This window comes from Micromonospora sp. NPDC051543 (genome assembly GCF_044454415.1).
Classification (GTDB): domain Bacteria; phylum Actinomycetota; class Actinomycetes; order Mycobacteriales; family Micromonosporaceae; genus Micromonospora.
In genome coordinates this window covers 68,299-80,430 of record NZ_JBITDT010000005.1, presented here as the reverse complement: position 1 = coordinate 80,430, position 12,132 = coordinate 68,299, and the positions used below count along the sequence as shown (strand labels likewise).

Here is a 12,132-nt window from a genome sequence, read left to right as displayed (position 1 = left end):
ATTGCCGCCGAGTTCGGCGTGTCATGGCAATAACTTCATGATCAACGCCGATAGGGGGTGGGGTTGCGCGCATGTTCTGGGGTGTGCGGGAAAGAGGGCTTGATGACTGCCGACGCCTCCGCTGCCGCGGTGTTGAACCGCCAGCAGATCAGGCTCCTCATGCTGGGTCTGATGACCGGCATGCTGCTGGCCGCCCTCGACCAGACCATTGTCGGTACGGCCCTGCCGACGATCGTCGGTGAGCTGGGCGGGATCAACCACTACTCGTGGGTGGTCACCGCGTACCTGCTCGCCTCGACCGCGTCGACGCCGCTGTACGGCAAGATGGCCGACCTGTACGGGCGTCGCCCGGTCTTCCTCTTCTCGATCGGCACGTTCCTGCTCGGGTCGCTGCTGGCCGGGCTGTCGCAGAACATGACCCAGCTGATCATCACGCGCGGCATCCAGGGGCTCGGTGCCGGTGGTCTGCTGACGCTGGCGTTCACGATCATCTCGGACGTGGTCTCACCCCGGGAGAGGGGCCGCTACCAGGGGCTCTTCGGCGCGGTGTTCGGCATCGCGTCGGTGGCCGGACCGCTGGTCGGTGGGTATTTCGCCGAGACCGACTGGCGGTGGATCTTCTACATCAACGTGCCGCTGGCGATCCTGGCCATCGTGGTCTGCTATCACGTGATGCGGCTGATCCCGTTCGAGCGGCGGGACCACGCGATCGACTGGCTCGGTGCCGGCCTGCTGGTGGCCGGGGTGAGCAGCCTGCTGCTCGCGCTGAGTTGGGGCGGCAACGAGTACCCGTGGGGTTCCGGGCTGATCATCGGTCTCTTCGTCGCCGGCGCGGTGCTGGCCGCGCTCTTCGTGCTCCAGGAGGCGCGGGTCGCCGAGCCGATCCTTCCTCTGCGGCTGTTCCGCAGCGCCACGTTCGCGCTGGCCAACTCGGCCGGTTTCGTGCTCGGTCTGGTGATGTTCGGGTCGATCATCTTCATCCCGCTGTATCTCCAGATCGTCAAGGGCGCCTCGCCGACCCGCAGCGGTCTGCTGATGCTGCCGATGATGGCGGGCATCATCGTCACCTCGATCGTCACCGGTCGGGCGATGAGCCGGATCGGCCGCTACAAGTGGTTCCCGGTGGCCGGGGCGGCGACCCTGCTGGTCGGCATGCTGCTGTTCACCCGGTTGCAGGTGGGTACGTCGCTCTGGGTGGCGTTCGGTTTCATGGTGGTGATCGGCGTCGGCCTCGGTCTGTGCATGCAGTCGCTCGTCCTCGCGGTGCAGAACGCGGTCTCCGTCCGAGACCTGGGCGCCGGCACCTCGTCGGCGACGTTCTTCCGGTCGCTGGGTGGTTCGTTCGGGGTGGCGATCCTCGGCACGGTGCTCTCGTCGCGGCTCAACTCGCAGCTTGCCGACCGGCTGCCCGGTGCGATCGCCCAACTCCCACCGGAGCAGCGGGCCGCGGTGGCGGCGAGCGGCGGCACGAACATTTCGATCAACGACCCCGCGACGATCATGGCGCTGCCCGGTGCCGTACGGGCCGCCATCCAGGCGTCGTTCGTGGAGTCGCTGCACCTGGTCTTCCTGACCGCCGGGCTCGTCGCCATCGTGGCGGTGCTGGTCACCCTGGCGATGCCCAACAGCGAGTTGCGGGGTGCCGGCCCGCAGGGCGCGAAGGGCGGGGCCGACCCGCTCGGCGGTGAGGCTCCCGCGCCGGGCGGCAAGCCGCTGACGCGTGAGTCCAAGGACGAGGCCGCCGCCGACATGGAGGCCAAGTCCCAGACGATGATCTGAGCACGCCCTCGCCCGGGTTCCTCCGCGGTGGCTGGCAAGTCCCGAATGAGGGTGATGCCTGTGAGTCATCAAGATGACTCACAGGCATCACGCTTGTTGGCGCGCCCGGGCCCCGGCTCAGCCGTATCAGAGCTACTTCTGAAACATCACCGAAGCGGCGTCGGCCAGCAGGACGACGGCCCAATCAAGCTGGGAACAGTCGTCGCGGCCCTGGCACTCCAGGCAGCCACCCACTTGCCAAGGTCGGTCGAGCGCCCGGGACCAGTGGGCATCGAGGATCTGCATTGCAACGAACAGTTCGGTCGCCTTGGACACCGGCTCGTCAATTGGCATGGTCGGCGCCTTTCCGGGTGGACGCGAATGGTCCGCCCCGGGGGCAGAGCGAGCGTCGTGCTCCCCGGGGCGCAGGACCGGATGACCTCGGAGTGCTGAAGTCCAGGAGCCGTCCGGCCACTGTCTCACTGTATCCACTGTCTCACTGTAGTCAAGTTCTCACTGTATCCACTTGGCCGGATTGGCGGGTTGTCCTGCCCGGTCCCGACTGGAAGCATGATCTCCGCTGAAGTCCAGGAGAGCCGACATGCCAACCAGGCCACCGCACTATCGTCGAGTCGCCGACGACATCGAGCAAAAGATCAAGGCTGGTGAATACCCGCCCGGCCACCAGTTGCCGTCGGTCTCCGAGATAGGCGAGATCTACAACGTCGCACGCTCGACGGCCTACCGAGCCGTCAAGGAACTGCACGAGCGGAATTTGGTCTACGGCCAGCAGGGCCAAGGCGTGTTCGTGGCCGACGGGGAATAGCGCGGCGCGAAGAGCTGGCCCCGGTCAGGCGGGGCGGCGGTACGCGCCGTACCACCAGGTCGCGGCCAGTTCCCGCGCGGCCGCCGCGTCCCTCTCGGGGTCCGCGGTGGTCGTGCTGACGTGGTCGGCGAGGAAGCGGTCGCCGCCGATCACGATCAGCCGGCTGGCGGCCGGCACGTCCAGGTCGGCGGCGGTACGCCCGGCCTGCTGCTCGGCGCGGAGGGCGTTCGCGGTGCGCGCCACGAACTGCTCCAGTCCGCCCGACCAGTACTTCCGGACCACCTCGTCGTAGGCGGCCACCTCGCTGATCGCGGCCAACACCGGGGCATATGTCCGGTAGATGCGGATTATATCGGTGAAGACCTCGGTCAGGGTCGTCAGGGGATCGCTGCTAGCGGACGGATCCCACTGGCCGGTCCGGTCGAAGGAAGTGTCCCGCATCGTGCCGGCGAGGCGCATGAGCAGCTCGGTCTTGTCCCGGAAGTGAATGTAGAAGGTCGACCGGGCCACGCCCGCCTCGGCGGCGATGCGCTGCACGCCGAGGTCGGTGAAGCGAACTCCCTCCCTCAGGAGGCGCTCGGTGGCTGCCAGCACCCGCGCCTCGACGGCGGCCCGCCCATCGGGGTTGCGCGGACGGCGGCGGGTGATCGACGGCATTCCGAAATCCTAGGTGGCCGAGGGTTGGGACGGCGACGTACGCTCGTTGCCGGACACACTGTCCGACATAGTGACCACGGAGCGCCTGACCTCGGCCTCCGACCCACCACGAGGAGCAACACACGTGAAGTACCGACTGCTGGGCACCACCGGGGTGTACGTCTCGGAGATCTCGCTCGGCGCGATGACCTTCGGTGGAAGCGGGCACCCGCTGTGGGGCACCCTCGGCGCGCTGGCGCTGCCCGAGGCGCAGCGAATGGTCGACACGGCACTGGACGCCGGCGTCAACTTCGTCGACACCGCCGACGGCTACAGCGACGGTGAGAGCGAGGAACTGCTCGGCCAGGCGCTCGGTAAGCGCCGCCGCGACGTGGTGCTGGCCACCAAGGTGCACTCGCGCACCGGCCCGGGCCCGAACGACGTCGGCACCTCCCGGCTGCACATCATGCAGAACCTGGAGGACAGCCTGCGCCGGCTGCGCACCGATCACATCGACCTCTACCAGATCCACAACTTCGACCAGGTCACCCCGATGGAGGAGATGCTGCGGGCGCTCGACGACGCGGTTCGGCAGGGCAAGGTCCGCTACATCGGCTGCGCCAACTTCGCCGCCTGGCAGATCTCCAAGGCGCTGGGCATCTCCGCGCGGGAGAAGCTGGCCGGCTTCGTCTCGGTGCAGGAGTACTACTCGCTGCTGGGTCGGGACGTGGAGCGCGACGTGGTGCCGATGGCGCTCGACGCGAACGTCGGGCTGACCGTTTGGAGCCCGCTCGCCGGCGGTTTCCTCTCCGGCAAGGTCGGCCGCGACGGCGCCGTCGCCGACAGCGGCGCGCGCAGCGCCCAGGCCGGCTACACCAGCTTCACGCCGTTCGACCCGGACCACGCCTTCGGGGTCGTCGACGTGCTCAAGGGCGTTGCCGAGCGGCACGCGGTCAGCCCGGCCCGGGTCGCCATCGCCTGGCTGCTCTCCCGGCCGGCCGTCACCAGCGTGGTCGTCGGTGCGCGCAAGCAGGAGCAGTTGGTGGACAACATCGCCGCCTCGGATCTCACCCTCACCGAACAGGATCTCGCCGAGCTGGACGAGGCCACGAAGCTGCCGGTCGCGTACCCGAACTGGATCCAGGAGGGGTTCTTCGCCGGGATGCGCCACCCGCAGTAGGACCTATTTGAGGATCAGCCGGTTCGTCTGCTCGAAGACGTCCAGGTCGGCCAGGGTCTCCAGGACCGACGCGGAGAGTGGGGCGGGGAAGCGGTCACGGGCGAAGAAGCCCGCGTCGGTGGTCTCGTCGGTGACCCGGGTCAGTTGCCCGTCCCACTCCTCCACCTTGAACGCCGCGGTGAAGACCTGGTAGGTGTGCCCGTACATGTTGGTGCTGGTCCGGTCCGGGCCGGTGTAGAGCGCGAACGCGCAGACCCGTAGCGCCCGCAGCCCGGTCTCCTCGCGGACCTCGCGTACCGCGCAGTCGGCGATGGATTCGCCCAGCTCCATGGCCCCGGCGGGCATGGCCCACTGGCCGTTGTCGGAGCGTTGGATCAGCAGGATGCGCCCCGCGTTGTCGCTGACGACGGCGCGGGCGCCGACGAACATCAGCGTCCGGTCCCCGGCGAGCGCGCGTAACTGCCCCACGTATGAGTCGGCCCAGGAGATGCTCACCTGCGACAATTTACGGGGGTTCCCAACGTGTGACCGCCGACACTAGCTTGTTACCCATGCGTAGCACGATGATGGACGCCCCCCTGCAGGTCTCCCGGATCCTCGACCACGGCGCAGGGGTGCACGGCAGGGCCGAGGTGGTCACCTGGACGGGCGCCGAACCCCGTCGGATGACGTACGCCGAGGTGGGCCGCACGGCGGCCCGGCTGGCCCACGCGCTGCGTGACGCGTGCGGGGTGACCGGCGACGAGCGCGTCGCCACCTTCATGTGGAACAACAACGAGCATCTGGTGGCCTACTTCGCGGTGCCCAGCATGGGCGCGGTGTTGCACACGCTCAACATCCGGCTCTTTCCCGACCAGGTCGTCTACATCGCCAACCACGCGCAGGACCGGGTGGTGCTGGTCGACACGACGCTCATTCCGCTGCTCGCCCGGGTGATCGGCGAGTTGGCCACGGTGCGGCACGTCGTGGTGGTCGGCGGCGGCGACCCGACCCCCATCACCGCGGCGGCCGGCGACCGGATCACGGTGCACCACTGGGACGCGTTGCTCGCCGACCGTCCGGACGTGTACGACTGGCCGGAGGTGGACGAGCACGACGCCGCGGCGCTCTGCTACACGTCCGGCACCACCGGCAACCCGAAGGGCGTCGCCTACTCCCACCGGTCCATCTACCTGCACTCGTTGCAGGTCTGCATGCCGGAGGGCTTCGGTCTGGGGCCGACCGACCGGGAGTTGGCCATCGTCCCGATGTTCCACGCCATGTCGTGGGGTCTGCCGTACGCGGCGTTCCTCTCCGGCGCGTCGCTGATCATGCCGGACCGGTTCCTCCAGGCCGCGCCGATCGCCGAGATGATCGCCGCCGAGCGGCCCACCCTGGCCGGCGCGGTGCCGACCATCTGGACGGACCTGCTGGCCTACCTGGACGACCACGACGTGGACAGCTCGTCGCTCACCGAGGTGATCGTCGGCGGCTCGGCCTGCCCGCCGGCGCTCATGCACGCGTTCGACGAGCGGCACGGGATCGACGTCATCCACGCCTGGGGGATGACCGAGATGTCGCCGCTGGGATCGGTCTCGCGTCCGCCCGCCGGGGTGACCGGGGACGAGGCGTGGCGCTACCGCTACACGCAGGGTCGCGTGCCGGCGGGCGTGCAGGCGCGCATCGTCGGCCCGTCGGGCGAGCCGCTGCCCGCCGACGGTTCGGCCGTGGGCGAGCTGGAGGTCCGTGGGCCGTGGGTGACCGCACGGTACGTCGGTGACGACACCCCTGATCCGGAGAAGTTCCGCGATGGGTGGCTACGGACCGGCGACGTCGGCACGCTCTCCCCGGACGGGTACATCACTCTTACCGACCGTGCGAAGGACGTGATCAAGTCCGGCGGCGAGTGGATCTCGTCGGTCGAGCTGGAGAACGCGCTGATGGCCCATCCCGCCGTGCTGGAGGCGTGCGTGGTGGGTGTCCCGGACGAGCGGTGGGACGAGCGGCCACTGGCGACCGTGGTGGTCCGTGCGGGCGCCTCGGTGACCGCCGAGGAGCTGCGGGACTTCCTGGCCGGCTCGGTGGCCCGCTGGCAGTTGCCCGAGCGGTGGGCGTTCATCGACACGGTGCCCAAGACCAGCGTGGGCAAGTTCGACAAGAAAGTCGTCCGTTCGCGGTACGCCGAAGGCGACCTGACTGTCCGGGAGCTGACAGCACCGTAACGTTTGACCGGGCACCGTCGCCTATGGGCAGAGGAGTACTCCTGACATTCCTCCCCAGAGGGCGGCCCCGGCGTTCGCACCGCGCCGGGGCCGCCCGCTCCACGCGGGTGACCCCGCACCGTCATTGTTGCGAAAATTGTTCGCCTCTGTCCCGGCGACGGGGAAATCCGGTGCCCGACGACCCGTTCAGGCGTCGCTGGTGGTGATCAGCACCTTCCCGACCGCCGAGTCCTCGACCGCCTGGTGCGCCGCAGCCGTGTTGGCGAGCGGGTAGCGGTGCAGCGGAAGGCCGGCGTCCGCGCCCACCCGGATGCCGCCCTGGTTGGCGGCCGCCGCCACGTCGATGACACCCTGCGCCTTGGCCGCCTTCGGCTCCGTGTAGACCAGCACGAACTGCCACCGGGCGTTCACCACGTACAGCGGGCGGATCGGGAGCGTCATCTCGGTCCCGCCGTTGTCGGCGTACACGCAGACCGCGCCGCCGTTGCGGACCAGCTGCGCGTCCATCGCCGAGTTCTGCGCCGGGGCGACCTCCACGATCGTGTGGACCCCGTCGGGGGCGATCTTGCCGACCTCCTCGACCACGTCCTGCTCGCGATAGTTGATCACGTACGAGGCGCCGGCCGACGCCGCGAGCTGCGCCTTCTCGGCACTGCTCACCGTGGCGATCACCGTGGCGTCGGCCCAGCGGGCGAGTTGGATCGCCGCGTTGCCGACCGCGCCCGCCCCGCCCTGCACCAGCACGGTGTGGTCGGCCAGCGCGCCGGCGCGCAGCGCGTCCGGCATGAACTCGCCGGCCGTCAGACAGCGGTGCGCGGTGAGGAACGGGATGCCCAGGCTCGCCCCCAGCTCGAACGAGGCGTCGCCCAGCGGCACCGCCTGCCGCACCGGCACCAGCGTGTACTCCGCGCTGGTGCCCCACGGCCGCTGCCAGGCCGCCTCCCAGATCCAGACCCGTTCGCCGATCAGCTCGCCGCCGACTCCTTCGCCGACCGCCTCGACGACACCCGCGCCGTCCTGCCCCGGGATCTGCCACCCGTCCGGCGCGAACGCCCGGCGCGACTTCCAGTCCGTCGGGTTGACCCCCGAGACCGCCATCCGGACCAGCACCTCGCCCGGCCCCGGCTCGGGCACCGGCCGATCCACCAGCTCCAGCACCGACGGGTCGCCGGTGCGCTCGTACACGATGGCCTTCATCCGTGGTCTCCTCGCTGGCCGGCGCGGCACGCGTCCGGCGTGCCGCCTGCTGCGGTACCCCGCACCGATCCCGTCATGCCAAACCGTCGATCAGCTGCGGGGTCAACTCGCCGATCGACCCGAGCGTCACGGCCGCGAGCGCGGCGGCGTCCGGTTCGATGGCGTACGACGCGTGGGGCACCGCCACCACCCGCATCCCCGCCGCCGCAGCCGACCGTACGCCGTTGGACGAGTCCTCCACGGCGGCGCAGCGGGCCGGGTCGACGCCGAGGCGCTGCGCGACGCTCAGGTACACGTCCGGCGCCGGCTTGCCCCGCTCGGTCTCCTCGGTGGACAGGGTCGCGCCGAACGCGTCGGTGAGGCCGGTGGCCTCCAGCGCCGCCGCGATCAGCCGGGTCGGCGACGAGCTGGCCAACCCGAGCGGCCACCGCGCGGCCAACCGGCGTACCACGTCGTCCGCGCCGTCGATCAACGGCACGTGCTCGGTGTAGCGCTGCGCCATCTCCCGCACCACCTCGTCGGCCACCTGGGCGGCGGTCCGCCGCACACCCAGCTCACCGCTCAGGTAGTGGGCCCACTCGCCGGTGCTCATGCCCATCAGCCGGCGCTGGGTGTCGGGCTGCCAGGCGCCACCGTGTGCCGCCACGTACGCCCGCCGGACCTCCTCCCACACCGGTTCGGAATCCACGATCACGCCGTCCAGGTCGAAGACCACCGCATCCACCACGGGCCCATCCTGCCCGATGGCGGGACCCACGGTCAGCCGGCCAGCGCGGGCAGCCCGATCGGGCTGTCGGGCGGGATCACCGTGTGGCAGGACCGGGCCATGGGTTCCAGCAGCTCACGAAGGCGGTCGGTGTCGCCCGGGCCGAGCGCCTGCCACGGATGCCCGGCGGACCGGTCGGTGGCGTCCTCGATCGCCTGGAATTCGGCGTGGCCGACATCGGTGGGGGTGCCGTCCCCGGCCAGCCAGCCGCGCCGCGTCAGCCGCTCGCGGGCGGCCCGCCACTGCTCCTCGGACCAGCCCCGGCCGAGCAGGTTCTGGGCCGACATGTCCACCGCGACGCGCCAGGCCAGTGTCTCCACCGGGTCCAGGCCGGCAGCCACCAGGGCGGCGATGTGTCCGTCGCCGCGCAGCTCCCGCAGCGTGGTGGCGGCCTGCCAGAGCCGGGCGAGGGGGTACTCCCCGATCGGCAGCGCCGCGTTGGCCGCCCCGAGCACCCGGCCGGCGGTCTGCGCCGCCGAGGCGGCCCGCTCCAGCAGGTCGGCGGCCTCGGCCAGGTGTCCTTCGGGCAGCTCGTAGGTCAGCTCCGCGAGGGCCTGCACCGCGCCGGTCAGCCGGGCGCGCAGCGCCTCCGGCGGGGTGGCCAGTTGCCACACCGCGGGCAGGGCCCGGCTCACCATCGGCGGTGCGAAGCTGAAGAACGCGGCGACGACCGGAGGGGCCTCGGCGGCGCCCAGCGGCGCGGCCCGACCGGCGAAGTAGCCCCGCCAGTAGCCGCGCAGCCCGACCGCCTCGTAGGCGGCGCGGGCCCGAGGGTGAAAGTAGGTGACCGCGTGCACCGGCTCGAAGTACGTCCACATCACCCGGGTGGTACGCCCGAGATCCTCCAGCGCCGTCACAGGTACCTCCACCGTCCCGCGTCCGCGTCGTCACCCCGGACTGCGGCCGCCCGGGGTGACGCCGAACCTACTGCCGGAGGGTGACGGGCAGGAAGCCCCATGTGAACAAAGCCATCGCGCCGGGGTGACAACCGGGGCGATCCGGACAGGTCACTGGGCGGCGAGCACGTCCACCACGAAGCGCAGCGGACCGGTCGGGCGACCGCCGGCCTGGGCCTCGTCGTTGCCGTACGCCAGCTCGCCCGGGATGTCGAGCTGCACCCGGCTGCCCACGGTCACGCCGACCAGACCCTGGTCCCAGCCGGGGATGACCTGGCCCACGCCGATCGGGAAGGTGGCCGGCTGGCCGGCGTTCCAGGACGAGTCGAACTCCTTGCCGTCCTTGTAGAAGACGCCCACGTAGTTGGTGGTGATGTTCTGCCCCTTCTTGACCGCCGGGCCGGTGCCCTTGATCATCGGGGTGACCGTGAGCTTCTTCAGCTCGCCCGTGCCCGCCTTCACCGTCGGCTTGCTGCCCAACGCCGGATCGGCGCCCGCGGGAAGCTGCGGCGCGGGCGCTGCGGGCGGCGCGGTGGGGGCGTCCGGCGCTGCGGCGGAGGCGGACGGGTTGGCGCCGGAGGCGTTGCTGGGCTTGTCGTCCCGGTTGCTGTCGATCCAGACGAAACCGCCGATCAGCAGCGCCATCACGGCGATACCGGCGATACCGCCGGCCCATGCCTGGCGGCGGCGCTTCGCCTCGGCCGCCTTCTGCGCCGCCAACTGGGCGGCCAGCCGCCGACCCGCCTTCGTCGCCGGGCTCTGGCCCTCCGACCGGTTCTCCTGCGTGCGCTCGCTCACGTCGTCGACTCCCTGCTGCGAAGGTGTGGCCGGCACCCGGTGCCGGGGGGAAAGCCGACGCACACGGTACCCGCCCGGCGGCCCGCCGTGCCCACCGTGGACGACTCGGATCGCCCAGAAACGCCGTCTGCGGGACGTTACTCCGGGACCACCATGAAGTCGGTCACGAACGAGGTGACCCTCCCGTCGGCGGTCCGCCCGATCCAGGTGCCGTAGCAGCCGTCCCCCCAGCCCGTGGCGACCGTGACGACGTTCGCGCCGGTGGCCTCGTCCAGCACGGCCGTGATCAGCCCCGGAACCGGCGACGAGGGCAGCTCGGCGGGGATGAAGACGTCCTCGACCCGCTCCTCGTCCCAGCTGTCCAGGACGGCGAGCGCCGTCGGGTCGGCGAGCGTGCCGGCGCCGGCGTCCACGCCGTACCCGAAGTAGTCGTCGGCGCCGAGCGCGGCGACGTCCTGATCGCCCACGACGGCCTGCTCCCAGCGGGTCGTCGGCTCGGCGCAGATCACCAGTTCCAGCGCGGCCACCCGCCGGTCCACCTCGGCGTCCTCCCGCAGCACCACGGCCACCCAGGCGCGGCCGGGATACCGCCCCGGAGCGACGGCCACCGTGTACGGCTCGGCCTCCGGTACGACCAGCGGATCGCACCCGACGACCCGGCCGGTCGGCAGTACGACGTCGCCCAGCGGATGGGCCTCGACGAGGTACGCGCCGTGTTCGTCGGTGAAGCGCGCCCCGGGCGTCAACAACCGGTCCAGGTCAGGGGTGTGCGGCATGAGGGCTCCTCCGGTGGCCGACGGCCGGCGGAGCGTACCCGGTGTGGCGGACACCGTCGGTGCCGCGTACCTCAGGCGCTCTTGCGCGGTGCGGTCTTGCGCGCGGCGGTCTTCTTCGCGGGCTCGGCCTTCTTCGCGGTGGTCTTCTTGGCGGCGGTCTTCTTCGCCGGCTCGGCCGCCTTCTTCTCGGCGGTCTTCTTCGTCGCGGTCTTCTTCGCGGGCGCCTTGGCGGCCTTCTTCTCGGCCGCCTTCTGCGCCGACCGGGCCGACGAGATGGGCGTCGGCTCGCCGCCGCCGCCACCGCGGGCGGGCTGCTCACCACGCGCCGCCCGGGCCCGGTCCACCGAGGCCTTCAGCGCGGCCATCAGGTCCACCGCCGCGGCCGGCGCCTCCTCGACCTCCTCCGGCTGGACGACCTCCCGACCCTCCACCTTGGCGTCGATGACCTCCTGCAACGCGGCCCGGTAGTCGTCGGTGAAGACGTCCGGCTCGAACTCGCCGGTCATCGAGTCGATCAGGGAGCTGGCCATCGCCAGCTCCGGCGGACGCACCTTGAGGTCCTCGTCGAGGAAACCGAAGTCGGGGGTACGGATCTCGTCCGGCCAGAGCATGGTGTTGAGCAGCAGCACACCTTCGCGGACCCGCAACGTGGCGAGTTGCTCACGTTGGCGTAGCGCCACCTTGACGATGGCCACCCGCTCCGAGTCGAGAAGGGCGTCCCGCAGCAGCACGTACGGCTTGGTGGCCGTGCCCTCCGGCTCCAGGTAGTAGGCCTTGTTGTAGAGGATCGGGTCGACCTGCTCGGCGGGGACGAACTCCAGCACGTCGATCGCCCGGGAGCTGGTCAGCGGCAGGTCGGCGAAGTCCTCGTCGGTGAGGATCACCATCTCGCCGCCGCCGATGTCGTAGCCCTTGGCGATGTCGTCGTAGGTGACCTCCTCGCCGCAGACCGAGCAGGTGCGCTTGTAGCGGATGCGACCGCCGTCCTCGCGGTGCACCTGGTGGAACCGGATGTCCTTCTCCTCGGTCGCCGAGTAGAGCTTCACCCCGATCGAGACGAGCCCGAACGACACGGCTCCCTTCCAGATGGCACGCATC

At 70.7% G+C, this 12,132-nt stretch carries 13 protein-coding genes; 4 read left to right on the top strand and 9 right to left on the bottom strand.

What is annotated here, in order from left to right:
* The first annotated feature begins 102 nt into the window (after positions 1 to 102).
* Positions 103 to 1,779, top strand: coding sequence for an MDR family MFS transporter (locus ACIA3K_RS10475; protein ID WP_396800394.1), 1,677 nt, complete (start codon positions 103 to 105; stop codon positions 1,777 to 1,779).
* Between the two features lie 132 nt (positions 1,780 to 1,911).
* Here the strand turns inward: ACIA3K_RS10475 and ACIA3K_RS10470 are convergent, their stop codons facing one another.
* Positions 1,912 to 2,112: a hypothetical protein gene (locus ACIA3K_RS10470; RefSeq protein ID WP_396800393.1), complete on the bottom strand. Its 201-nt coding sequence runs from the start codon at positions 2,110 to 2,112 to the stop codon at positions 1,912 to 1,914.
* Between the two features lie 247 nt (positions 2,113 to 2,359).
* On the opposite strand from ACIA3K_RS10470, the gene ACIA3K_RS10465 reads away from it, so the two are divergent.
* Positions 2,360 to 2,584, top strand: coding sequence for a GntR family transcriptional regulator (locus ACIA3K_RS10465; protein WP_396800391.1), 225 nt, complete (start codon positions 2,360 to 2,362; stop codon positions 2,582 to 2,584).
* 24 nt (positions 2,585 to 2,608) lie between these two features.
* Here ACIA3K_RS10465 and ACIA3K_RS10460 read toward each other — a convergent pair whose 3' ends face one another.
* Positions 2,609 to 3,241: a TetR/AcrR family transcriptional regulator gene (locus ACIA3K_RS10460; RefSeq protein WP_396800390.1), complete on the bottom strand. Its 633-nt coding sequence runs from the start codon at positions 3,239 to 3,241 to the stop codon at positions 2,609 to 2,611.
* Positions 3,242 to 3,365: 124 nt separating this feature from the next.
* On the opposite strand from ACIA3K_RS10460, the gene ACIA3K_RS10455 reads away from it, so the two are divergent.
* The gene (locus ACIA3K_RS10455) at positions 3,366 to 4,400 is read left to right on the top strand and encodes an aldo/keto reductase (protein WP_396800389.1); all 1,035 of its coding nucleotides are present in this window, start codon (positions 3,366 to 3,368) and stop codon (positions 4,398 to 4,400) included.
* A gap of 3 nt (positions 4,401 to 4,403) precedes the next feature.
* Here ACIA3K_RS10455 and ACIA3K_RS10450 read toward each other — a convergent pair whose 3' ends face one another.
* Positions 4,404 to 4,895 (bottom strand): NUDIX domain-containing protein, encoded by a 492-nt coding sequence (locus ACIA3K_RS10450; protein ID WP_396800388.1) that lies wholly within the window; start codon positions 4,893 to 4,895, stop codon positions 4,404 to 4,406.
* Positions 4,896 to 4,966: 71 nt separating this feature from the next.
* Here ACIA3K_RS10450 and ACIA3K_RS10445 point away from each other — a divergent pair, with 71 nt between their 5' ends.
* On the top strand, positions 4,967 to 6,601 hold the full coding sequence (locus ACIA3K_RS10445) for a fatty acid--CoA ligase (RefSeq protein WP_396800813.1): 1,635 nt from the start codon (positions 4,967 to 4,969) through the stop codon (positions 6,599 to 6,601).
* Between the two features lie 186 nt (positions 6,602 to 6,787).
* Here the strand turns inward: ACIA3K_RS10445 and ACIA3K_RS10440 are convergent, their stop codons facing one another.
* From ACIA3K_RS10440 to ACIA3K_RS10415, 6 genes are all read right to left on the bottom strand, one after another.
* Entirely contained in the window at positions 6,788 to 7,798 is a 1,011-nt protein-coding gene (locus ACIA3K_RS10440) for an NADPH:quinone reductase (protein ID WP_396800387.1), read from the bottom strand.
* 73 nt (positions 7,799 to 7,871) lie between these two features.
* On the bottom strand, positions 7,872 to 8,525 hold the full coding sequence (locus tag ACIA3K_RS10435; RefSeq protein ID WP_396800385.1) for an HAD family hydrolase: 654 nt from the start codon (positions 8,523 to 8,525) through the stop codon (positions 7,872 to 7,874).
* Positions 8,526 to 8,557: 32 nt separating this feature from the next.
* The gene (locus ACIA3K_RS10430; RefSeq protein WP_396800812.1) at positions 8,558 to 9,382 is read right to left on the bottom strand and encodes a hypothetical protein; all 825 of its coding nucleotides are present in this window, start codon (positions 9,380 to 9,382) and stop codon (positions 8,558 to 8,560) included.
* 189 nt (positions 9,383 to 9,571) lie between these two features.
* Entirely contained in the window at positions 9,572 to 10,294 is a 723-nt protein-coding gene (locus ACIA3K_RS10425) for an FKBP-type peptidyl-prolyl cis-trans isomerase (protein ID WP_396800384.1), read from the bottom strand.
* A 101-nt stretch (positions 10,295 to 10,395) separates the two neighbouring features.
* Positions 10,396 to 11,034 (bottom strand): DUF4241 domain-containing protein, encoded by a 639-nt coding sequence (locus ACIA3K_RS10420; protein ID WP_396800382.1) that lies wholly within the window; start codon positions 11,032 to 11,034, stop codon positions 10,396 to 10,398.
* A gap of 71 nt (positions 11,035 to 11,105) precedes the next feature.
* Complete coding sequence (locus ACIA3K_RS10415; RefSeq protein WP_396800381.1) at positions 11,106 to 12,131, bottom strand: Ku protein; 1,026 nt, start codon at positions 12,129 to 12,131, stop codon at positions 11,106 to 11,108.
* Position 12,132 lies beyond the last annotated feature (1 nt).